The sequence below is a fragment of the Promicromonospora aerolata genome (genome assembly GCF_042682255.1).
Taxonomy (GTDB): Bacteria; Actinomycetota; Actinomycetes; order Actinomycetales; family Cellulomonadaceae; genus Promicromonospora; species Promicromonospora aerolata.
Genome location: NZ_JBHUHF010000001.1, coordinates 5,774,785 through 5,796,970, shown reverse-complemented (window position 1 = coordinate 5,796,970; position 22,186 = coordinate 5,774,785). Strand labels below are relative to the sequence as shown.

23 protein-coding genes are annotated in these 22,186 nt (G+C 70.2%); 9 read left to right on the top strand and 14 right to left on the bottom strand.

What is annotated here, in order from left to right; genetic code table 11:
* Window positions 1–45 precede the first annotated feature (45 nt).
* From qcrB to ctaE, 4 genes are all read right to left on the bottom strand, one after another.
* Window positions 46–1,758, bottom strand: a complete 1,713-nt coding sequence (gene qcrB / locus ACFSL2_RS25875; RefSeq protein WP_377200593.1) for a cytochrome bc1 complex cytochrome b subunit — start codon at window positions 1,756–1,758, stop codon at window positions 46–48.
* Window positions 1,755–2,837 (bottom strand): cytochrome bc1 complex Rieske iron-sulfur subunit, encoded by a 1,083-nt coding sequence (gene qcrA / locus ACFSL2_RS25870; RefSeq protein WP_377200592.1) that lies wholly within the window; start codon window positions 2,835–2,837, stop codon window positions 1,755–1,757. Before qcrA ends, qcrB begins: the two co-directional genes overlap by 4 nt.
* Window positions 2,834–3,613 carry a cytochrome bc1 complex diheme cytochrome c subunit gene (gene qcrC, locus ACFSL2_RS25865; protein ID WP_377200591.1) on the bottom strand — a complete coding sequence of 260 codons (780 nt, stop codon included), beginning with the start codon at window positions 3,611–3,613 and terminating at the stop codon, window positions 2,834–2,836. The genes qcrA and qcrC overlap by 4 nt, the downstream gene beginning before the upstream one ends.
* A gap of 106 nt (window positions 3,614–3,719) precedes the next feature.
* The gene (gene ctaE, locus ACFSL2_RS25860) at window positions 3,720–4,373 is read right to left on the bottom strand and encodes an aa3-type cytochrome oxidase subunit III (protein ID WP_377200590.1); all 654 of its coding nucleotides are present in this window, start codon (window positions 4,371–4,373) and stop codon (window positions 3,720–3,722) included.
* Window positions 4,374–4,551: 178 nt separating this feature from the next.
* Between ctaE and ACFSL2_RS25855 the strand changes: the two genes are divergently transcribed.
* Window positions 4,552–4,989 (top strand): response regulator, encoded by a 438-nt coding sequence (locus ACFSL2_RS25855; RefSeq protein WP_377200589.1) that lies wholly within the window; start codon window positions 4,552–4,554, stop codon window positions 4,987–4,989.
* A complete protein-coding gene (gene trpD, locus ACFSL2_RS25850) occupies window positions 4,986–6,047 on the top strand; it encodes an anthranilate phosphoribosyltransferase (RefSeq protein WP_377200588.1) in 1,062 nt (353 codons plus the stop codon). Before ACFSL2_RS25855 ends, trpD begins: the two co-directional genes overlap by 4 nt.
* A gap of 31 nt (window positions 6,048–6,078) precedes the next feature.
* Here the strand turns inward: trpD and ACFSL2_RS25845 are convergent, their stop codons facing one another.
* From ACFSL2_RS25845 to ctaC, 4 genes are all read right to left on the bottom strand, one after another.
* Window positions 6,079–6,921: an SCO4651 family lipoprotein gene (locus tag ACFSL2_RS25845; protein ID WP_377200587.1), complete on the bottom strand. Its 843-nt coding sequence runs from the start codon at window positions 6,919–6,921 to the stop codon at window positions 6,079–6,081.
* A 222-nt stretch (window positions 6,922–7,143) separates the two neighbouring features.
* Window positions 7,144–7,545 (bottom strand): cytochrome c oxidase subunit 4, encoded by a 402-nt coding sequence (locus tag ACFSL2_RS25840; protein WP_377200586.1) that lies wholly within the window; start codon window positions 7,543–7,545, stop codon window positions 7,144–7,146.
* Window positions 7,542–9,356: an aa3-type cytochrome oxidase subunit I gene (ctaD, locus tag ACFSL2_RS25835; protein ID WP_377200585.1), complete on the bottom strand. Its 1,815-nt coding sequence runs from the start codon at window positions 9,354–9,356 to the stop codon at window positions 7,542–7,544. The genes ACFSL2_RS25840 and ctaD overlap by 4 nt, the downstream gene beginning before the upstream one ends.
* Entirely contained in the window at window positions 9,356–10,267 is a 912-nt protein-coding gene (ctaC, locus tag ACFSL2_RS25830; RefSeq protein WP_465264544.1) for an aa3-type cytochrome oxidase subunit II, read from the bottom strand. Before ctaC ends, ctaD begins: the two co-directional genes overlap by 1 nt.
* A gap of 361 nt (window positions 10,268–10,628) precedes the next feature.
* On the opposite strand from ctaC, the gene ACFSL2_RS25825 reads away from it, so the two are divergent.
* Window positions 10,629–11,777, top strand: coding sequence for a cysteine desulfurase family protein (locus ACFSL2_RS25825; RefSeq protein WP_377200583.1), 1,149 nt, complete (start codon window positions 10,629–10,631; stop codon window positions 11,775–11,777).
* A 34-nt stretch (window positions 11,778–11,811) separates the two neighbouring features.
* Entirely contained in the window at window positions 11,812–12,057 is a 246-nt protein-coding gene (locus tag ACFSL2_RS25820) for a sulfurtransferase TusA family protein (protein WP_377200582.1), read from the top strand.
* Between the two features lie 155 nt (window positions 12,058–12,212).
* On the opposite strand, the gene erpA is transcribed toward ACFSL2_RS25820, so the two are convergent.
* Window positions 12,213–12,566 (bottom strand): iron-sulfur cluster insertion protein ErpA, encoded by a 354-nt coding sequence (erpA, locus tag ACFSL2_RS25815; protein WP_108495706.1) that lies wholly within the window; start codon window positions 12,564–12,566, stop codon window positions 12,213–12,215.
* Window positions 12,567–12,708: 142 nt separating this feature from the next.
* On the bottom strand, window positions 12,709–13,305 hold the full coding sequence (locus ACFSL2_RS25810; protein WP_377200581.1) for a hypothetical protein: 597 nt from the start codon (window positions 13,303–13,305) through the stop codon (window positions 12,709–12,711).
* Between the two features lie 41 nt (window positions 13,306–13,346).
* On the opposite strand from ACFSL2_RS25810, the gene nadA reads away from it, so the two are divergent.
* The 3 genes from nadA (at window position 13,347) to ACFSL2_RS25795 (ending at window position 15,791) form a co-directional block, all read left to right on the top strand.
* Window positions 13,347–14,561 (top strand): quinolinate synthase NadA, encoded by a 1,215-nt coding sequence (nadA, locus tag ACFSL2_RS25805; RefSeq protein WP_377200580.1) that lies wholly within the window; start codon window positions 13,347–13,349, stop codon window positions 14,559–14,561.
* A gap of 15 nt (window positions 14,562–14,576) precedes the next feature.
* Window positions 14,577–15,167, top strand: a complete 591-nt coding sequence (locus tag ACFSL2_RS25800) for a DJ-1/PfpI family protein (RefSeq protein ID WP_377200579.1) — start codon at window positions 14,577–14,579, stop codon at window positions 15,165–15,167.
* A 66-nt stretch (window positions 15,168–15,233) separates the two neighbouring features.
* Window positions 15,234–15,791: an acyl-CoA thioesterase gene (locus ACFSL2_RS25795; RefSeq protein WP_377200578.1), complete on the top strand. Its 558-nt coding sequence runs from the start codon at window positions 15,234–15,236 to the stop codon at window positions 15,789–15,791.
* 76 nt (window positions 15,792–15,867) lie between these two features.
* Here the strand turns inward: ACFSL2_RS25795 and ACFSL2_RS25790 are convergent, their stop codons facing one another.
* Window positions 15,868–17,247: a dipeptidase gene (locus ACFSL2_RS25790; protein WP_377200577.1), complete on the bottom strand. Its 1,380-nt coding sequence runs from the start codon at window positions 17,245–17,247 to the stop codon at window positions 15,868–15,870.
* Between the two features lie 56 nt (window positions 17,248–17,303).
* On the opposite strand from ACFSL2_RS25790, the gene ACFSL2_RS25785 reads away from it, so the two are divergent.
* On the top strand, window positions 17,304–17,924 hold the full coding sequence (locus ACFSL2_RS25785; RefSeq protein ID WP_377200576.1) for a DUF3043 domain-containing protein: 621 nt from the start codon (window positions 17,304–17,306) through the stop codon (window positions 17,922–17,924).
* Between the two features lie 155 nt (window positions 17,925–18,079).
* On the opposite strand, the gene ACFSL2_RS25780 is transcribed toward ACFSL2_RS25785, so the two are convergent.
* Complete coding sequence (locus ACFSL2_RS25780) at window positions 18,080–19,093, bottom strand: aldo/keto reductase family protein (RefSeq protein ID WP_377200575.1); 1,014 nt, start codon at window positions 19,091–19,093, stop codon at window positions 18,080–18,082.
* A 70-nt stretch (window positions 19,094–19,163) separates the two neighbouring features.
* Window positions 19,164–19,868, bottom strand: a complete 705-nt coding sequence (gene yczE / locus ACFSL2_RS25775) for a membrane protein YczE (protein ID WP_377200574.1) — start codon at window positions 19,866–19,868, stop codon at window positions 19,164–19,166.
* A gap of 144 nt (window positions 19,869–20,012) precedes the next feature.
* On the opposite strand from yczE, the gene yczR reads away from it, so the two are divergent.
* A complete protein-coding gene (gene yczR / locus ACFSL2_RS25770) occupies window positions 20,013–21,545 on the top strand; it encodes a MocR-like transcription factor YczR (RefSeq protein ID WP_377200573.1) in 1,533 nt (510 codons plus the stop codon).
* Here the strand turns inward: yczR and ACFSL2_RS25765 are convergent.
* Window positions 21,518–22,171, bottom strand: coding sequence for a TetR/AcrR family transcriptional regulator (locus ACFSL2_RS25765; protein WP_377200572.1), 654 nt, complete (start codon window positions 22,169–22,171; stop codon window positions 21,518–21,520). The two genes, yczR and ACFSL2_RS25765, sit on opposite strands and share 28 nt — an antisense overlap.
* Window positions 22,172–22,186: the final 15 nt, after the last annotated feature.

Below are 22,186 nucleotides of genomic sequence, written 5' to 3'. Positions count from 1 at the left end.
TCGCGGACCGGGAGACACGGGCCATCGCTTGGTATCGCAGGTCGCTCAGTGCTCCCGCGAGGTGGTTCCCGCGCCGGCCTCGACGGCCTGGCGCTCGGAGCCGTTCAGCTCGTCGTGCTCGCCGTGCGAGTGCGCGGCCTCGAGCTCCGCCGGGGTGACGGGTGCGACGCGGTCCTCGTAGAAGAACCGGGACAGACCGTGCCACCGCTTGTCGGAGCCGTAGCCCTTGCGCTTCACACCGCGGGCATCCGTCTTCGGGGCGATCGCCAGCGGGGCGGGCGCCTCGTAGTTGACGCGCAGCCAGCGCTCCTGCTCGTCGAGCGGCGTGTGGACCTCGATGTACTCGCCGTTGGCGAACCGCACGATGCGGCCCGACTCGTGGCCGTGCAGCACCAGCTCGCGGTCCTTGCGCTGCAGCCCGAGGCAGATGCGCTTGGTGATGTAGTACGCGAACACCGGCCCGACGAAGAACAGGATGCGGAACACCCACGTGATCGCGTTGATCGACAACGCGAAGTGCGTGGCGATGAGGTCGTTCGACCCGGCCAGGGCCAGGATGATGAACGCCGCCAGGAACGCGACACCCAGGGCCGTGCGCACCGGCTTGTTGCGCGGCCGGTCCAGCACGTGGTGCTCCTTGTCGTCGTTCGTGACCCGCGCCTCGAGGAACGGGTAGACGATCAGGAACGTGAACAGGATGCCGGGGATGACCACGGCGGGCACCAGGACGTTCAGCGGGAGCGTGTACCCGGCGATGACCCACTCCGTACCCGCACCGGGCATCAGGCGCAGGGAGCCCTCCAGGAACAGCATGTACCAGTCCGGCTGGGCACCGGCGGACACGGGCGACGGGTCGTACGGCCCGTAGTTCCACACGTTGTTGATCGCCATCGTGGCGCCCATCAGGGTCAGCACGCCGGCGACGATGAAGAAGTTGCCGGTCATCTTGGCGACGTACACCGGCAGCGCCGGGTAGCCCACCACGTTCTTGTCGGTACGGCCACCGCCCGGGAACTGCGTGTGCTTCTGCAGCACCATGAGGAACAGGTGCAGCGCGATGAGGGCCAGCAGGATGCCCGGGATCACGAAGATGTGCAGCGTGAACAGCCGGGGAACGATGTGGTGGCCCGGGAACTCGCCGCCGAAGACGAAGTACGACAGGGGCGAGCCGATCAGCGGGATCGACTTGATCACGCCGTCGGTGATGCGCAGGCCGTTGCCGCTCAGCACGTCGTCAGGCAGCGAGTAGCCGGTGAAGCCGGCGGCCAGGCCAAGGATCATCAGGACGATGCCGACGATCCAGTTGATCTCGCGGGGCTTGCGGAACGCACCGGTGAAGAACACGCGCATCATGTGCACCACGATCGACGCCATGAAGATCAGCGCGGCCCAGTGGTGGATCTGCCGCATCAGCAGCCCGCCGCGCACCTCGAACGACATGTCGAGGGTCGAGGCGAACGCCACGGACATCAGCTGCCCGTGCATGTTGGCCGGGTGCTCGTTCTCGTAGGTGGTGAGCGCCATCGACGGTTCGAAGAACATCGTCAGGAAGAAGCCCGAGGCGATCAGGACCACGAACGAGAACAGGGCGATCTCGCCCAGCATGAACGACCAGTGGTCCGGGAAGACCTTGCGCGCGAACTCCTTGACGGCGACGCCGATCGAGGTGCGCTGGTCGAGGTAGTCAGCCGCCTTGCCCGCAGGCGTCGTCGGCTTGGCGGGTGCCTCACGCTTGGTGTCGTGGGTCGCGGTGCTCACTTCAGTCGCTCCCAGAAGCTCGGGCCGATGGGCTCGGCGAAGTCGTCCTGCGCCACGAGGTAGCCCTCGTCGTCAACGGTGATCGGCAGCTGCGGCAGCCGGCGGTTGGCCGGGCCGAAGACGACCTTCGCGCTGTCGGCGATGTCGAACGTCGACTGGTGGCAGGGGCACAGGAGGTGGTGCGTCTGCTGCTCGTAGAGCGCCACCGGGCAGCCCACGTGCGTGCAGATCTTCGAGTAGGCGACGATGCCCTCGTAGGACCAGTCCTCGCCCTCGGGCGACTGGTCGGTCTGGAGGTCCTCCGGGTTGAGGCGCACCATCAGGACGACGGCCTTCGACTTCTCCGTGATCCACTCGTGGGTCGCGCGGAACTCCTCGGTGGTCTCCGGGACCACGTGGAACACGGAACCCACGGTGACGTCGGTGGCCTTGATGGGACGGCCCGACGGGTCGATCGCGAGGCGCATGCCGCGCTTCCACATCGTGTGCTTGAACTTGGAGATGTTCCAGTCGCCACCCACGGAGCCGATCAGCGGCACGGCGATGGCCAGGGGGAACAGCGCCAGCGCACCGAAGAACGCACCCTTGAGCATGCCGCGGCGCCCGACGACGCCGGAGTCCGCGAGGCCCTCGTTCAGGTCGTTGACCGCGGCCTCGCGGTCCTCGCCCTGCGTCGCGAGCGTGTGCCGCTCCTGCACGAACTCGCGGTCGCCCATGAGCGCCTTGGCCCAGTGGATGCCGGCGATGCCGATGCCGAGCAGCGACACCGCGAGGCCGAGGCCGATCAGCAGGGTCGACAGGCGGACGCTCGAGGTGGTGCCCTCGGGCGGGATCATCACGTAGGCGACGATCGAGCCGATCGTGCCGAGGATCGACAGGACGAACAGGAACGTCACCGTGCGCTCCGCGCGCTTGGCCGCACGCGGGTCCGTGTCGGTGAGGCGCGCCTTGTGCGCCGGCACGCCCGGGTCCTGGAACCGCTCGGCGGGTCCGACGGCGGTGCCGGTCTCCGAGGGCACCGTCACGTCGGAAGACGTGTCGCCCAGCTTGTTCTGGTTCTCGTTCTGGTTCTCGCTCACGAGGACTTGGCTCCGATCCACACAGCGGCACCGATCAGCAGGCCCATGCCGACCACGAACGCCCACAGACCCTCGGACACCGGTCCGAGAGCACCCAGTGAGGCGCCGCCGGCCGAGCCGTCGCGCTGCTCGACGAGGAAGGAGATGATGTCCCGCTTCTCGTCGGGCGTGATGTTCGCGTCGTTGAACACCGGCATCGACTGGGGGCCGGTCTGCATCGCCTGGTACAGGTTGCGCTCGGAGGTGTCCCACAGCGGCGGGGCGAACTTGCCCTCCGAGAGCGCGCCACCGGCGCCGACGGCGTTGTGGCACATCGCGCAGTTGGTGCGGAACAGAGCCATGCCGTTGGACGGGTCGCCCTTGCTGGCGTCCACCTGCTCGTCCGTGGGGATCGCCGGCCCGGCGCCCAGCGAGGCGACGTACGCGGCCAGCGCCGCGGTCTGCTCCTCGTTGAACTGCGCGGGCTTGGCCATCGCCTGCGGGCCGTTGGCCTGCATCGGCATGCGACCGGTCGACACCTGGAAGTCGACGGCAGCAGCGCCGACGCCGACCAGGGACGGCACGCCGTCGGTACCTTCCGCGTTCGGGCCGTGGCACGTCGCGCAGTTGGCCTGGAACAACTTCTTACCGGTCTCGATGTCCGCGGTGCTGACGGTCTCGGCCTGAGCCGTACTCGGAGCCAGGGCGGCGTAGACGCCGCCCGTGGTCAGCAGCGCCAGCAGCAGAAGCACGACCGGAGCCAACCGGTGGTGCCTGCGGGCGGCGAGTGCCTTCACGAAAATGTCCTCGTCTCGCTGTGAGTGTTTGAGCTTCTCTGTTATGAACCTATGCCACCGCACGGGCCCCGGTGGACGCACTCCCGAAGGGGTGGTCGCTACGGGGTCACTGCAGCAGGTAGATCACCGCGAACAGCGCGATCCACACCACGTCGACGAAGTGCCAGTAGTAGGACGTGACGATCGTGGTGGTGGCCTCGTGGTGACCGAAGCGCTTGGCGGCGAAGGAGCGGCCGAGCACGAAGAGGAATGCGATCAGACCGCCGGTCACGTGCAGGCCGTGGAAGCCGGTGGTCATGTAGAAGACCGAGCCGTACGCGCTGGACGAGATCGTCAGGCCCTGGTGGACCAGCTCGGTGTACTCGAAGATCTGACCACCGATGAAGAACGCACCCATCAGGTAGGTCATCGTGAGCCACTCGTGCATGCCCCACGTCCAGAACTGGTACAGCTTGCCGGAGCGCGAGGGCTTGAACTGCTCAGCCTTGAAGACCGCCCACTGGCAGGTGAAGGAGGACAGCACCAGGACGATCGTGTTGATCGTCGAGAAGGTGATGTTCAGCTTGTCCGCCTGCAGCGCCCACTCCTCGGCCGGCATGGTCTGCCGGACCGTGAAGTACATCGCGAAGAGCGCTGCGAAGAACATGAGCTCGCTCGCGAGCCAGACAATCGTCCCGACCGAGACCGGGTTCGGGCGATTGACTGTCACGTGCTGGTGCGTGGGGTTGGCTGCAGCCGTTGCGGTCGACACGACAGCCATTATGGCCGACGTTGGACCGTCCCGAACGCCGAAGCGCCCCACCCGCTCGCGTCGAATCTCACAAAGTCCTTCCAACGCCCTACCTGCGACGTCTCTTGCTGACGCGATTCCGCAGAGTGCCATGAAAAGAGCGCGGACAAATCTGCCGTGCGGGCGGTGACTGTGCCACGATCGACGCATGACCGGCATGACGACGGATGTGACCAGCGCAGGTGCGGACGGTGTGGCGACGTCGAGCCCGCGCGTCCTCCTGTACAGCGACGACCGCACGGTGCGTGAGCAGGTCCGACTCGCCGTCGGCCCGCGCCTGCACGCAGGTGCGCCCGACATCGAGTGGACCGAGGTGGCGACCCCCGCCGCCGTGGTGGACAAGGCGGACAACGAGACGTGGGACCTGCTCGTCCTCGACGGTGAGGCCGACCAGACCGGCGGCATGGGACTGTGCCGCCAGCTCAAGAACGAGATCTACGAGTGCCCGCCGGTGCTCGTGCTGACCGGCCGCCCCGAGGACGCGTGGCTGGCTTCCTGGTCCCTGGCCGACGGCGTGGTGGCCCGCCCGCTCGACGCCATCAAGGTCCAGGAGGCAGTCGCGAAGCTCCTGGCGGGTACCGCGTGAACCTCGAGACACCCACGTGGTCGGGCCTGCTCGCCGGGCTGATCACCGGAGCCGATCTCACCCAGGCGGAGGCCGCCTGGGCGATGGACCAGGTGATGACGGGCGAGGTCTCCCCCGTCCAGCTGGGCGGGTTCCTCGTCGCGCTGCGCGCCAAGGGCGAGACCGTCGAGGAGCTCGCCGGCCTGACCGAGTCCATGGTCCGGCACGCGACCCGGATCGAGGTTCCCGGCCCCTCCGTCGACATCGTCGGCACCGGCGGCGACCGCGCCCACACGGTGAACATCTCCACGATGGCGTCGGTGGTCATCGCGGGCGCCGGCCTGCGGGTGGTCAAGCACGGCAACCGGGCGGCGTCGTCGTCGTCGGGCAGCGCGGACGTGCTGGAAGAGCTCGGCATCCGGCTCGACCACACGCCGGAGCGGGTGGCGCAGATCGCCCGCGAGGCCGGCATCACCTTCTGCTTCGCCGCCGCCTTCCACCCGTCCATGCGCCACGCCGGCGTGACGCGCCGGGAGCTGGGCGTACCGACGGCGTTCAACTTCCTGGGGCCGCTCACCAACCCGGCCCAGCCGCGCGCAGCGGCCGTCGGCTGCGCGGACGCCCGGATGGCGCCCCTGATGGCCGGTGTGTTCGCCGAGCGTGGCAAGTCCGCGCTCGTGTTCCGTGGCGACGAGGGACTGGACGAGCTCGCCGCCACGGCCGGCTCCACCGTCTGGGAGGTGCAGCCCGGTGCCGAGGGCGGCACGGTCATCGAGCACCGTCTCGACCCGGCCGCCGACCTGGGGCTCACCCGCATCAAGGTCGAGGACCTGCGGGGCCACGACGCCGCCTACAACGCGGGCGTCGCCCGGGCGGTCCTCGCCGGTGAGGACGGCCCGGTCCGCGAGACCGTGCTGCTCAACGCGGCCTCCGGACTCGTGGCCGACGGCACGCTGCCCGGCACCGGCTCCGGGACACTCGTGGAGCGCCTGACCGCCGGCATCGAGCTGGCGGCACACGCCGTCGACTCCGGAGCGGCGCAGGAGACCCTGCGCCGCTGGGCCGAAGCCGCGAAGTAGCACCGGCCGGGCGGCCGGTGCCGGACGACGGTCAGCCGCCCATGCCCTCCAGCATCGCGTCGAGGGTGATGAGCTGGTCCCCGGTCGGCGCTGCGACGTCCACGGGCTCGCCCCACGCGGAGAACGCACTGGTCATGACGATCTCTTCGCCGTCGGGGCCCATGGTGAGCACCAGCTGGCGCGCCAGGTTGTCCTGGTCCACGTTGTAGATGATCTCGACGTCGCCGGCCTGGGCCAGGGCCTCCTCCGGGAGGTCCTCGACCTGGGGGCCGGTCATCTTGGTGGCGTCCACGAGGATCGTGTAGACGTCGGTCTCCACGCCGTCCACCGTCTCGGTACCGGTCTTCTCGAAGGACGTGATGGCGCCGTCCATGCCCTGCAGCTGGGCAGCGGGGTCCATGTCCTTGAGGCTGTTCTGCATGACGTCACCCATGCTCTTGAAGAGCTCGCCCATCGGGTTGTCGCTCTCGCTGGCCTCCGCGAGGCTGAGGAACTTGCCGGACGTCGACTCGCCCATGTTCATGTAGAAGTCGCCGCCGGACAGCACCATGTCGGTGGTCTCGCCCTCGATGTCCATCTGCATCGCCATCTCCGGGCTCTCCGGGTCGGAGATGTCCACGTCGGCCTCCAGCGGCGCCCCGGCCATGCCGGTGGCTTCGGCTCCTGCCCCGGAGTAGGTCATGGTCATGTGGACCGTGCCGGCGTCGCTCTGCGCCGCGGCGAGCTCCTCGACGAACGAGGCCTGAGTCAGTCCGACCGCCGCCTCCGCTGAGGCTGCCGTGGTCGCGTCAGCCTGCTCGCCGGCCCCCTCGGCGGCCGCACCGCAGCCGCTCAGGCCCAGGGCGAGAACGCCTGCCGTCGCCAGACCTACCATCTTCGAGTAGCGCACTGTTCCCTCTCTGCCGCCATTCCGGCCAGCGCACACCATGCGCCCGGGAGCCGGTCAGCAGCCGTTCAATCCCATCACGAACGACCCGTCGCGCACTCGTCGACCGCGGGTGAAAACCGGTACGGGCGCCAGACGGGACGAACGAGCCCGGCGCCGGTACCCGCTCTCGAGAGAACGGGACCGACGCCGGGCACGGGTCACCAGGGATCAGTGCGAGTGGATACCACTCGAGTACTCGAACACCCAGCCCACGAGCGCGATCACGGCTGCGCAGAAGCCGATGTAGAACACCCACCAGCCCACGGCCAGGCCGAGGAAGCAGATCGCGGCGGAGCTCGCGATCGCCAGCGGCCACCAGCTCCAGGGTGCGAACACACCCTGGTCGCCCGCAGCGTCCTCGATGTTGCCGTTCGGGTCGTCCTCCGGGCGAGCGTCGATCCGCCTGGCCGTCAGGGCCAGGTACGCACCGATCATCGCCACCAGACCACCGACCAGCGGCATGCCCAGGTACCCGACGGGCTCGCGCCACTCGGTCATGAACCCGTAGACCACACCGGCCAGGACGAAGAAGGGTGTTCCCCAGAGGAACAGCCGTGCCTCGATCTTCACTTGCTGGTCCCCTCGTCCGGCGTGTCAACGACCGTCGTGCTGCTCTGCTCCGGTGTACCGCCACCGTCTGCGGCGCGCTGCTGCGCCTGCGTCTCCTGGCCACGGCGGTCCGCCTCGCCGTACACGTTGTCGAGCACGCCCCGGTTGTACTCGGGGTGCTCCATCGCGACGACCTCCGGGTGGTGCAGGTCGAAGGCGGGCGACTCCGAGCGGATGCGCGGGAGCGACGTGAAGTTGTGCCGCGGCGGCGGGCAGGACGTGGCCCACTCCAGGGAGCGGCCGTAGCCCCACGGGTCGTCGACGGTGACCATGGGCGCCTTGCGCCAGGTGACGTAGACGTTCCAGAGGAACGGCAGGGTCGACGCCGCCAGGATGAACGCACCGATCGTGGAGACCTGGTTCTCCCAGGTGAAGCCCTCCTCCGGCATGTAGTCCGCGTACCGACGCGGCATGCCCTCGACACCCAGCCAGTGCTGGATGAGGAACGTGAGGTGGAACCCGACGAAGAGCAGCCAGAAGTGCAGCTTGCCCAGCCGTTCGCTCAGCATCCGTCCGGTGAACTTGGGCCACCAGAAGTAGAAGCCGGCGAACATCGCGAAGACGACCGTGCCGAAGACGACGTAGTGGAAGTGCGCCACCACGAAGTACGAGTCCGACAGCTGGAAGTCCAGGGCGGGGCTCGACAGGATGATGCCCGTCAGACCACCGAAGAGGAACGTCACGAGGAAGCCGATGGACCAGAGCATCGGTGTCTCGAAGGTGAGCTTCCCTCGCCACAACGTGCCGATCCAGTTGAAGAACTTCACACCGGTGGGCACCGCGATGAGCATCGTCATGAACGCGAAGAACGGCAGCATGACGGCCCCGGTCACGTACATGTGGTGCGCCCACACGGTCACCGACAGCGCAGCGATGGCGATGGTCGCGTAGACCAGGCCCGTGTAGCCGAAGATCGGCTTGCGGCTGAACACCGGCAGGATCTCCGTGACGATGCCGAAGAACGGCAGCGCGATGATGTAGACCTCGGGGTGCCCGAAGAACCAGAACAGGTGCTGCCAGAGGATGGCACCGCCGTTCTCCGGGTTGAAGATCTGCGCGTCGAGACGCCGGTCGGCGCCCAGCGCGAACAGCGCCGCGGCCAGGGGCGGGAACGCCATCAGGACCAGCAGGCTGGTGACCAGCGTGTTCCAGGTGAAGATCGGCATCCGGAACATGGTCATGCCCGGGGCACGCATCGTGATGATCGTGGTGATGAAGTTGACCGCACCGAGGATCGTTCCGAAGCCCGCCAACGCGAGGCCGAACACCCAGAGGTCACCACCGAGCCCTGGACTGTATGTGGTGGTCGAGAGCGGGGCATAGGCGAACCAGCCGAACGACGCGGCGCCCTGCGGGGTGAGGAAGCCGGCGGTCACCATGAGGCCGCCGAACAGGTACAGCCAGTAGGCGAACATGTTCAGACGCGGGAACGCGACGTCGGGCGCGCCGATCTGGAGCGGCATGATCACGTTCGCGAAGCCCGCGAAGAGCGGGGTGGCGAAGAGCAGCAGCATGATCGTGCCGTGCATCGTGAACAGCTGGTTGTACTGCTCCTTGCTCTGCACGAGCTGGATGCCCGGCTCGAACAGCTCGGCGCGGATCGCCAGCGCCATCAGGCCGCCGATGCAGAAGAACAGGAACGACGAGATCAGGTAGAGATACCCGATCGTCTTGTGGTCAGTGGACGTGATCCACTTGATGACGGTCCGGCCGAGCGTCTGCCGCCCGGGTGCCAGACCCGGGATCAGCTCGGTCGTGGTCGTTGCGGCCATCAGTGCCCAGCCTCCTCTTCCTCGGCGTCAACCGGGCCTTGTGTCCGTGCGAGGTCCATGCCGAGCGAGCCGGTCTGCCCCTCCGCCGCCAGGTCCGCCATGTGGGCGTCGTATTCCTCGGCCGACACGACCTTCACGTTGAAGAGCATGCCCGAGTGGAACTCGCCGCAGAGCTCGGCGCACTTGCCGGCGTACGTGCCCTCACGGGTCGGCGTCACCTGGAACGTGTTGGTCCGGCCAGGGATCATGTCCTGCTTGTACAGGAACGCGGGGATCCAGAACGAGTGGATGACGTCCCGCGAGTCCAGCGTGAACTCGACGGTCTCGTTCACCGGCAGGTAGAGCGTCGGGAAGGACTGCGAGGTACCGGGCGCGTCGTCGACCTGGTCCTCCGCGGTGAGCTCCCCGACGTCGGGCTCGTGCACGCCCGAGTCGTAGACGTCCGCGTCGAGGTAGTTGAAGTCCCAGCTCCACTGCTTGCCGATGACCTGGATGTGCTCGGTCGCGGTGCCGTCGACGTTCTTGATCGCCGTCACGTCGCGGTCGGTGTACCAGAACAGCACGAGCACCATGATGATCGGCACGGCCGTGTACATGAGCTCGAGCGGCAGGTGGTAGCGCGTCTGCACCGGGAGCTGATGGTCGTCCTTGCGCTTCCGGTAGGCCGCGATGCACCAGAGCATCAGGCCCCAGGTCACGATGCCCACAGCAAGGGCAGCGATCCACGAGCCCACCCAAAGGTCGGTGATGCGCGCAGTCTGGTTCGTCACCTCCCCGTCGGAATAGCCGGGCAGGTATCCGCGCTGGACGGATTCACTGGCACAGCCGGAGGCCAGCAGTGCGACTCCGACGGCAAGAGCCGACGCGCGCATGATGGCCCGCCGGGTGCGGGTAGGTGGCTGCGAGTGCAAGGGAGGCCTTTCACGTCTCGTCCGGCGCGTCGCACCGGTTTCCTCCCGAGCTCCACGCAGAACCTTCGTCCTCGATGGGTGCAGCCTAGCGCGCTCCGGAGCCCGATGATGCCCGGAGCGGGCCCTCCCGGACGTGATCCTCTCCGCATCCGGGGTACGCATCGACGCTGTTCAGGACACCGACCGGGAGGTGTCAGAACGATCGGCGTGCCGGACCCGTCGGCGCAGGTGCGAGGATCAGGCGAAGGACGGCGAAAGGATGCCGTACGCCGCCGTCGGCCCTCGCCACCGAGGGCCGGACGGGCCGGCCAGGACCAGGATGCCGACTCGACCGAGCAGCGACGCAGGAGCAGGAGGACGTGTGAGCCACGCCACCCCGGGCACCCCCGACCGGGTGCATCTCGACAACGGCGGACGTGCCCCGTGGCACCCGCTCGCCCGCCAGGCGTTCGAGCAGGCCCTCGCCGACGGCTGGGCGGATCCCCGGCGTCTCCATGCGGAGGGCCGACGGGCCGCCCGCCTCGTCGACGGTGCGCGGGAGGCGGTCGGCGCGGTGCTCGGTGCGCGGACCCAGGAGATCCACTTCACCCCGGGGCACACCGCGTCGCTCCACGCCGCGGTCGCGTCGGCGGCCGCCGCCCGACGGCGGGCAGGCAGCGTGATCGTCACCAGCGCCGTCGAGCGTTCGGCGCTGCTGCACGCCGCCCGCGCGGCCGGCAAGCAGGGTTCCGTCCCCGTCGACCGGCTCGGCCGGGTCGACGCCGACGCGATGGTCGCCGCCGTCCGCGTACCGGGCGCGGCGCTGGCCGCGCTGCAGCATGCGAACGGTGAGGTGGGCACGCTCCAGCCGGTCGGGACCGTGCACGACACTGCCCGCGCGGCCGGCGTCCCCCTCCTGGTCGACGCAGGCGCGAGCGTCGGGCACGTGGCGGTACCCGAGACCTGGGACCTGCTGGCCGCCGACCCCGCCGACTGGGGCGGTCCGGCGGGCGTCGGGGTGCTCGCGGTGCGGCAGCGGGTCCGCACGGCGCCCGTCGGCCCGGAGGACGAGGACCCGTGGGCCCCCGGCGGCGTGAGCGTGCCCCTCGCGTTCGCGGCGGCGGTGGCGCTGCAGGCGGTCGAGGCCGACCGCGTGGCGCAGGACGCGCGGCGCCGCGAGCTCGTCGATCGCATACGGGCGGAGGTGTCGCGCATCCCCGACGTCGAGGTGGTGGGCGATCCGCGCGGCCGGCTGCCCCATGTCGCGACGTTCTCGTTCCTCTATGTGGACGGCGAGGCGCTCGTGACGGAGCTGGACCGGCACGGGTTCGCCGTCGGATCGGGCTCCGCCTGCACGGCGAGCACCCTGGAGCCGTCGCACGTGCTGGCCGCGATGGGGGTGCTGACGCACGGCAACGTCCGGATCGCCCTGGACCGCGGCACCACCGCGGACGAGGTGGACCGTTTCTGCGCGGTGCTCCCCGGCGCGGTGGCGCGCGTGCGGGAGATGCTAGGAGTCGGTGGCCTCTGACGTGTCGGACGCAGGAGTCACTAGGGTGACCTGTGTGCCTGACACGGTGGTGGATGCGCGGGGGCTCCGCTGCCCCCTGCCCGTGATCCGGCTCGCCGCGGCCGCGAAGGGCCTGCCCGCGGGCACCGAGCTGATGGTGCTGTCGACCGATCCCGCCGCTCGGCTCGACGTGCCGGCCTGGTGCCGCATGCGGGGCCACGAGCATGTGGCGACGGCCGAGCACGCGGCCGAGACCGGGGACGGCGTCGACGGCTGGGCCGTCACCGTACGCCTGCGCTGACCGGCCGACGGCGACGGCCGCAGCGCCCGGACGGAACGCGCCCGAGCCGAACGTGCCCGGACGGAACGCGCCCGGGCAGAAAAGCAGACGGGCCGGTCACCGCGAAGGTGACCGGCCCGCCGTCGTGCAACGCCTGTCGGCGCAGCAAGCTTCGATCAGGAGAACGACCCGCCACAGGCGCACGCGCTGCCTGCGTTCGGGTTGTCGATCGTGAAGCCCTGCTGCTCGATGGTGTCCTTGAAGTCGATGGTGGCGCCCTCGAGGTACGGCACGCTCATCTTGTCCACGACGACCTCGACGCCGTCGTAGTCACGCAGCGCGTCCCCGTCGAGCACACGCTCGTCGAAGTACAGCTGATAGATCAGCCCGGAACAGCCACCCGGCTGCACCGCGACGCGGAGGCGCAGGTCGTCGCGGCCCTCCTGCTCGAGCAGGCTACGGACCTTGCCCGCGGCGACGTCGGTGACGTTGACGCCGTGGGTCCCGATGTCCGTGGTCGTGTCGGTCATGTCATCTCCCGATCGTGTTCGACATACCGGTAGTCGATGTCTCAGCGGTGCCAACCCATCGGGCCGTCCGTCTGTTCCCGTCGCCGGTCTGTTCTGACGATCGTACGCCCACGAGCCCGCTGGGCCGAGCCCCGTCCGGCGTTCAGCGCGCCCACCCCGGTGTCCAGGTCCGGGCCACGCGCGCGACGTCGCCGTCGACCGTCTCGTGCACCCCGCTCAGGCCCGCCGTCGACCACTCGCGCCTGCTCACCTCGCTGCGCTCCGTGACCGCGACGACAGGCACGGCGTGCCCTGCCGCCGCCGCGGCGGCCTCCACCACGACGCCGCGGTGCAGCATCTCGCCGTCGAGCCGCGTGACGTACGCCACCACGACGTCGGCCCGGGCGGCAGCCTCGGCGAGCGCCGCGCCCTCCGCACGCGGCAGGGCGGACGGCGCGGGGCCGGGCGCGGTGGGGCCGGGGTGGGCGGGGCCGACGTCCTGCGCCCCGACGCTGTCCGGCCGGCCCACGGGGATCGCCGCACCGGCCAGCAGCACACCCCCGCCGCCGGTGCCGTGGGTCGGCGCGGCGGCGAGCGCGCCGCTCCCGCTCAGCGCTCCCGCCGAGGCCCCGTGGCCGCCCGGGACCCGCACCGCGCGCGCCTCGGTGTCGGTGTGGGGCGCGGCGGTACGCCACGCGGAGGCGAGTCGCTCGGCGTCGGGCAGGGTCTCGGCAAGCAGCAGCACGTGCACACCAGGCATCGTGGCACCGTCGGGGACCGGTGTCATCACCGCGTGTCATCATGGTGACTGTGAGCACCCTGCTGGCTGAACACTCTGGCTTCTCCGAGCCCGCCCCGTCGCCGCTGCTTCTGCTCGGCCAGGGCCGTGACCTGGCCTCCGAGCGGGGCGTGGAGTGTACGGGCGAGCTGCCCGCACCGAGCGACCCGAACCTCGTCGAACGAGCGCGTGCCGCCCGGGCCGCGCTGGGCAGCCGGGCATTCGTGCTGGGCCACCACTACCAGCGGGACGAGGTCATCGACTTCGCCGACGTCACCGGCGACTCCTTCAAGCTGGCGCGCGAGGCCGCTGCCCGCCCCGAGGCGGAGTTCATCCTGTTCTGCGGCGTGCACTTCATGGCCGAGAGCGCGGACATCCTCACCTCGGACGAGCAGCAGGTGGTGCTGCCCGACCTCGCGGCGGGCTGCTCCATGGCCGACATGGCGGCGATCGGCCAGGTCGAGGAGGCGTGGGCCGTGCTGCAGGACGTCGGCGTCGCGGACTCGACCGTCCCGGTCACCTACATGAACTCGTCCGCCGCGATCAAGGCGTTCACCGGGCGGCACAGCGGCACGGTGTGCACGTCGTCCAACGCCGAGGTCGCGCTGCGCTGGGCGTTCGACCAGGTGGGCGGCATCGACGGCACCGGGAAGGTGCTGTTCCTGCCCGACCAGCACCTGGGCCGCAACACCGCGGTCCTCGCGCTCGGGATGTCGCTGGACGACTGCGTGGTCTTCGACCCGCGCAAGCCGAACGGCGGGCTGACCGACAAGGAGCTCCGGGACGCCCGGATGATCCTGTGGCGCGGCCACTGCTCGGTGCACGGCCGCTTCTCCGTGCAGAACGTCACGGACATCCGCGCGGCGGTGCCCGGCGTCAACGTGATGGTGCACCCGGAGTGCAAGAACGAGGTCGTCACGGCCGCCGACTTCGTGGGCTCGACCGAATACATCATCAAGCAGCTCGACGCGGCCGAGCCGGGATCCTCCTGGGCGATCGGCACCGAGCTGAACCTGGTGCGGCGCGTGGCGAAGGCCCATCCGGACAAGAACGTGCACTACCTCGACTCGACGGTCTGTTTCTGCTCCACCATGAACCGGATCGACCTGCCCCACCTCGTGTGGGCCATGGAGTCACTCGTGGAGGGACGCATGGTGAACCGGATCGTCGTGGACGCCGACGACGCCCACTGGGCACGTGTGGCGCTCGACCAGATGCTGGCCCTCCCAGGAATCTGACCGGATCGGGTACACATGAGCGGCAACGGCGGGCTGCGCATCGGGATCTTCGTCTTCGACGGGGCGGAGGAGCTCGACGTGGTCGGACCGTTCGAGGTGTTCGCGGAGTGGGCCTCCCACTCACAGCTGCGGCCCTCGGTGAGCACGTTCTCCTGGGACGGCTCCGGCGTGCGGCTCGCGAAAGGGCTGCGGATCCTGCCGGCCCACGGCGCGGACGACGTCGGGCCGCTGCACATGCTCGTCTACCCGGGTGGGCTGGGCGCGCGGCCGCTCCTGGCCCAGGCTCGGCACCTCGAGTGGCTGCGCATGATCCGCAAGCAGACCCCGATCATGGCCAGCGTCTGTACGGGGGCGCTGCCGTTCGCGGCGGCCGGTCTGCTCGCGGGGCGGCCGGCGACGACCCATCACGGCCACTACGACGAGCTCACCGACCTCGACCCGAGCATCCTCGTGGACACCGAGGCGCGGTACGTGGACGACGGCGACGTGGTCACCTCCGCGGGTGTCTCGTCGGGCATCGACATGGCGCTGCACCTGGTCGAGCGGCTCGAGACGGTGGCGGTGGCACGAGCGGTGCGCAGCGAGATCCAGCACCCGGTGAGCTGACGTCCCGGGTCCCGGATCCCGGGAAAAGTATCTGATACTGCCGGTTCCCGGTATAACCTTCGACGCATGGCTCGCATGCTCCAGCTCACCTGGACCGGACTCTTCCCGCGCAAGGCCCGCCCCGGACAGACCCTGCTCGACCCGTCGGTCACCCGGATGCGCGTCGGCCCCCTGGACCTCGACTCCTACCTGCACGTCAACAACGGCACGTACCTGCAGATGATGGACGTGGCCCGCAACAACCAGATCGCCGACCTCGGCATGTTCCCCATCGCCCGCGAGAAGGGCTGGGCACCGGTCGTCGCGGCGTCGACCATGAAGTACCGCCGGTCCCTGCAACCGTTCGAGCGGTTCGAGATCACCACCCGGATCCTCGGCTGGGACGAGCGCATGTTCTACCTGGAACAGGTCTTCACGCGACGCGGCCAGCTCTGCGCGCGCGGCATCGTGGCCAGCCGGTTCCTGGACCGCAAGGGCACCCGCATCTCGGCGTTCGACGTCGTGCGGGACGTCATGGGCACCGACGTGCCCTCCCCCGAGCTCCCCGGCGACGTGGCGGCCTGGGCCCGCGCGATGGACGTCGCCCCGCGGGAACCCTCCGCTGCCTCCACCTTCGAGGCCTAAGTTTCTTCGCTTTGAGGGGGCTCAAAGCGAAGAAACTTAGGCCTCGAAGGGGTGGCGGAGGGTCTATTCAGAGGGTCTAGAGACCTTCTCCGAGCTTTGCCAGCAGCAGCGCCTCCGCGAGGACCACGCGCTGCAGCTCGCCCAGGTGCACCGACTCGTTCGCGCCGTGCGCCCGCGAGTCGGGGTCCTCGACACCGGTCACGAGGATCGCGGCGTCCGGGAAGACCTCGAGCAGGTCCGCGATGAACGGGATCGACCCGCCCACACCGACGTCGACCGGCGCCGTGCCCCAGGCCTCCGTGAACGCCGCACGTGCCGCACGCATCGCCGCCGAGTCACCCGGCGCGAGGAACGGCTTGCCCTGCTCCCCCGAATGCCACGTGACCCGAGCGCCGAGCGGCGCGTGCTTCGCCACGTGGGCAGCCAGGGCCGCGTCGGCCGCGGCCGGGTCCTGCCCCGGAGCGAGGCGCAGCGAGATCTTCGCCGTGCAGCTCGGCGCGATCGTGTTGGACGCCGCGGCCACCGAGGTCACGTCGATCCCGATCACGGACAGCGCGGGCTTGGCCCAGAGGCGCCCGGAGACCGTGCCGGTCCCGGCGAGCGCCACACCGTCGAGCAGCGAGGAGTCCGCACGGAACGCGGCCTCGTCGTAGTCGACCTCCGGCTCGGACGCGGTGACCAGGCCCTCGATCGCCACGTCGCCCGCCTCGTCGTGGAACGTCGCCACCAGCCGCGACATCAGGGTCACGGCGTCCAGCACGGCACCACCGAACATGCCGGAGTGCACCGCGTGCTCCAGGACCCGCAGCTCGACCTCACCGTCGACCAGCCCACGCAACGACGTCGTCAGGGCCGGCACGCCCACCTTCCAGTTCGTCGAGTCGGCCACGACGATCACGTCGGCCGCGAGCAGCTCACGGTGTGCCTCCAGGAACGCGCGGAACGACGGCGAACCCGACTCCTCCTCACCCTCGAGGAAGACCGTGACACCGACGGGCAGGTCCTCGCCCTCCGGCAGGCCGAGCGCCCGCAGCGCCCCCAGGTGGGCGACGATGCCCGCCTTGTCGTCGGCCGCGCCACGACCGAAGAGCCGCTCCCCCACCTGCGTGGGCTCGAAGGGGTCGGTGTCCCAGGTGGCGGCGTCGCCGGGCGGCTGCACGTCGTGGTGCGCGTAGAGCAGCACGGTCGGCGCACCCTCGGGCGCGGGGCGGCGCGCGACGACGGCGGGCGCGCCCGCCGTCCCGTCGGGGCGCGGGGCGGACAGGATCTGGACGTCGGGCAGGCCCGCGTCCCGCAGGAGCTGCTCCGTGGCGGCGGCGCTCGCGGCGACGTGCGCCTGGTCGAACGCGCCGGCCGAGACGCTCGGGATGCGCACCAGCGCCTCGAGGTCGGCCTGCAGGGCGGGGAACAGCTCGGCGACGCGGGCGCGGAGGGCCGCGGTTGTATCGGAGTTCACCGCCCCACGTTAACGGCTCGCAGCGGGGCACTGTCGCGAGCCATTAGGCTGGGGAGGTGTTCTCCCGCAGCAAGACTCCGACACCCGACGGCGTGACCCCCGTGGGCGACTCACCCGACGAGGTGGCGTCCGCGTCCGAGACGACGCCGGACGGCGCTCCCAAGAAGGGGCGCCCGACACCCAAGCGCACCGTCGCGCAGGCCGCGAACAAGCGACCCCTGGTCCCGGACGACCGCAAGGCCGCGAAGAAGGCGCAGCGCGAGAAGTCGCGCATCGACCGCGAGCGCGCCTACCAGGCGATGCAGACCGGCGACGAGCGCTACATGCCGGCCAAGGACAAGGGCCCGGTGCGCCGGTACGTGCGCGACTTCGTGGACGCGCGCTGCAACCTCGGCGAGTTCTTCCTGCCGGTCGCCTTCATCTTCCTGTTCGCGACGTTCTTCACGCAGCAGTACCCGGAGCTCAGCATCGTCGTGATGCTCGGCCTGTACGGGTTCCTGTTCCTGACGATCATCGACGCGTGGCTCCTGTGGCGGTCGCTGAAGAAGCGGCTGACGGCGAAGTTCGGCGAGGTGCAGCGTGGGCTCCTGATGTACACGATCACCCGCGCCTATCAGCTGCGCCGGTCGCGTCTGCCGAAGCCGATGAGCAAGAAGCGCGGCAACTACCCGGAGTAGCTCCGGCTCCCCGGCCGCCCGGCTCCCGGGGTGACACCACGCATTCGAGGTCGGTTGCTGTCCGTAGACATCGTCTACCGGCAGCAACCGACCTCGAGTTCGTACTACCACCTCGCCGACGCGCTCCCGGAGCTACCTCGGCAGGTCGGCGCCGATCAGACCGGGCGCGTCTTCGGCATGCCGTCGAGCGTCTTGGCCGCGTCCCGCTCGACCACACCGGCCAGCGCGTCGTCGATCTGCTTCATCAGCTCGGCGGGGATGGTCACACCCGAGGCCTTGACGTTCTCGGCGACCTGCTCGGGGCGCGACGCACCCACCAGCGCCGCGGCCACGTTGTCGTTCTGCAGCACCCAGGCGACGGCGAGCTGCGCCATGGAGAGGTCCAGCTCCGCAGCCACCGGCTTGAGGTTCTGCACGGCGGTCAGCGTCTCGTCGCTCATGAAGCGGCTGATCGTCTGGGCGCCGCCCTTCTCGTCCGTGGCGCGCGAGCCGGCGGGTGCAGGCTGCCCCGGCAGGTACTTGCCGGACAGCACACCCTGCGCCATCGGCGACCACACGATCTGCGAGACGCCTGCGTCCTTCGAGGCGGGCACCACCTCGTCCTCGATGACGCGCCACAGCATCGAGTACTGCGGCTGTGAGGAGATGAGCTGGAAGCCGAGCTGCTTGGCGAGGGCTGCGCCCTCGCGGATCTGGTCGGCCGTCCACTCGGAGACGCCGATGTAGAGGGCCTTGCCCTGGCGGACGACGTCGGCGAACGCCTGCATCGTCTCCTCGAGCGGGGTCTCCACGTCGTAGCGGTGCGCCTGGTACAGGTCGACGTAGTCGGTGCCGAGGCGGGTCAGGGAGCCGTTGATCGACTCCATGATGTGCTTGCGCGACAGACCCGTGTCGTTGGGGCCCTTGGGTCCGGTGGGCCAGTACACCTTGGTGAAGATCTCCAGCGACTCGCGGCGTTCGCCCTTCAGCGCATCACCGAGCACCTGCTCCGCGGCCGTGTTCGCATAGGCGTCCGCGGTGTCGAAGGTGGTGATGCCGGCGTCGAGGGCGGCACGGACACATGCCGTGGCGACATCGTTCTCCACCTGCGAGGCGTGGGTGAGCCAGTTGCCGTACGTGATCTCCGAGATCTTGAGACCACTGTTGCCGAGGTACCGATAGTTGACCATGTCGTCACCCTACGACGAAGATCGAATCGAATCGGCCCTCTGACCGAGCGTGACGTCGCGCGCTACCCGCTCACCGGCGTGCCACGAGGCCGGACGGCGCGAACCACCGCACGCCGACCTGCACCACCGGGCCGACGCCGAGCGCGAACGCGACGGTGGCCCAGCCGAACGTGCCGCCGAGCAGCACCCCGATCACCACGACCGTGACCTCGATCACGGTCTTGATCAGCCACACGGGCCAGCCGGTCAGGCGCACCGCCCCGGTCATCAGCCCGTCGCGCGGCCCTGGCCCTAGCCGGGCACCCACGTAGGCGGCGGTCCCCAGGCCGTTGAGGACGATCCCGCCCAGAGCGAGCCCGATCGAGGGCGCGAGCGCCGGGTCGGGCAGCAGCCGGTGCAGCGCCCAGAGCGCCGGGTCGATCACCAGGCTGAGCAGGACGATGTTGGCGACGGTGCCGACTCCCGGCCGCTGCCGGAGCGGGATCCAGGCGAGCATCACGAGGATGCTGATCCCGAGCACCACCCAGCCGTACGCCAGGCCGGTCCGACCCACGATCCCCTGGTCCAGCACCGACCACGGCATGGCTCCCTGGTTGGCGTGCAGCATCATCGCCATGGACGCACCGAACACCAGCAGGCCGAGCACGAGCTGGACGCCGCGACGCAGGGGGCTCATCGCGACGGACGCCACCGGCGCGGGAACGGGGGCCGGCTCGGCCGGCGGTACCGCTGGGTGCAGGGCGTCGTCGGCCGGGCGGCCGCTGGTGGTCGTCATACGCTCATGATGCGCGGCATTGGCCTTGTCTTCCATGGCCAATGCCGCAAGAGTGGACCCATGTCCGCTGTGCCTCACGCCGCGATCCCCAGCGCGAGTCCCACGACGACATCCACCACGGCACCCGTCCCGGTGCCCCGACCAGTGTCCCGACCGAGATCCAGGTCGACGCCGAAGGCGACGCCCACCTCGTCACCCGTCGTCCTCCGACAGCTCTCCGCCCCCGCCGCCACGCGCCTGCTCGGCACGTGGCACGCCGGCGGACCGGCCTATGTCGCGCTCGCCGACGCGCTGCGCTCTGCCGTCCTGTCCGGCACCCTCTCGCCGAACACCCGCCTGCCCAGCGAACGCGAGCTCGCGGCCTCCCTCCAGGTCTCGCGCACCACCACGTCCAGCGCGTACGCCCGGCTGCGGGACCTGGGCTTCGCGGTCAGCCGGGTCGGTTCTGGAACGGTCACCACGCTCCCGCAGGGCCGGGTCGAGCACGGATCACAACGCCCCGCCGGCGGAGACGCCCCCGTGGCGGACGAGTCGCTGCGGCATCGCGGGGCCCCGAACATCCGGCCCGCCGCCGTCGGCCACCTGGACCTGTGGCAGGCGACGCCGTCCGCGCCGCCAGAGCTGTACGACTCCTTCGCGCGGGCCCTGGACAGCCTGCCCGCCTACCTCGACTCGGGCGGCTACGAGCCGTACGGGCTCGCGCCGCTGCGCGAGGCGGTGGCCGCGCGCTACCGCGAGCGCGGGGTGCCCACCATGGCGGACGAGATCCTCGTGACCACCGGTGCCCAGCAGGCGATCGCGCTGCTCGCGCGCACGCACCTGCGCCCTGGCGACCGCGCGGTCGTCGAGTCCCCCACCTACTTCCACGCCATGGAGGCGATGCGTGAGGCCGGCGGCCGCGTCGTCGGCGTCCCGACCGGCCCGCTCGACGTCGACCTGCTCGCCTCGACGGTGCGCCGCACCCACGCACGGCTGGTGTATCTCGTGCCGGACTACCAGAACCCGACGGGCTACGTCCTGTCCGCCGCCGAGCGGGCAGCGGTACGGGAGGTCGCCGACCGGAACGGCGTCACCGTCGTGGGCGACGAGACGCTCGTCGAGCTCGGGCTGGACGACGAACCGACGCCCCCGGCCTTCGCCGGGTACGGCACGTCGCCGCACGTGGTGTCGGTCGGCTCGGCGTCGAAGGCCTTCTGGGGCGGCCTGCGGGTCGGCTGGATCCGCGCGCACCCGCAGACGATCGCGCAGCTCGCGCGGGCGCGGCAGTCCATGGACATCGCGACGGCGGTGCTGGAGCAGCTCGCCGTCACCGACCTGCTCGGTCGGCGCGCCGAGATCATGGTGGGGCGGCGGACCATGCTGCGTGAGCGGCGCGACCTGCTCGTCGGCCGGCTCCGGGAGTCGTTCCCGTGGGACGTCCCCCTCCCGGCGGGCGGTCTGTTCTGCTGGGTCGACCTGGGCAGGCCGGTCGCGCAGGCCTTCGCAGCGGCCGCAGCGGCGGAGGGCGCGCTCGTCGCAGCGGGACCGCTGTTCACGCCGGACGGCGCCGGGGCCACCTCGCGCGTGCGCCTGACCTTCACCCGGTCACCCGCTGAGCTGGCCGACGCCGTCCCGCGCCTGGTCAGGGCATGGGCGCGGGTGGCCGGTGGTCAGCGCAGGGCCAGCTCGCGGACGTAGGCGCTCAGCATCCGCTTGACCTCGGTGACGATCACCGGCCGCTCCCCCGGGTCGGCGGCGGTGATCGTCGGCATCGCCGCCTGGACGACCTGGATCATCAGCTGGGCCGCCAGGTGCAGCTCCACGGACGACCGCTCAGGGAACCTCGTCTCCAGCAGACCGATCACCCGGCCTCGCAACGCCTCGTGGATGGGCCGGGTCGCCGCCACGAGACCCGGTGGCATGTCGGGCCGCGCGTGCAGCGCCTTGAAGCCGGGGTTGGCGACGTTGAAGGCGAGGATCGGGTCGATCACGCGGTCGACCGTCTCCTCGGCCGTCAGGTGCACGACGTCGGCGAGGTCGAACGCGGCGTCGTGCGCCGCGCGCAGACCGGTCGCGTAGGTGGTTGCCAGCTCCGCGGCGATCTCGTCCTTGTTCCGGAAGTACTGGTAGAGGGAGCCCGGTGAGATCCCGGCCTCTGCCGCTATCGCGTTGGTCGTCGTCTTCTCGTAGCCCTGTGCGGCAAGGATCCGTGCTGCGGCCGCGAGGATCTCGGCGATGCGCCGCTCGCCGCGGGCCTGCCGCTTGCGCGGCGCCGTGCCCTCCTCCGCGGCGACGGCCGCCCCGGTCTCCCGCTGATCTTCCATCCGTCCACCCTAGGC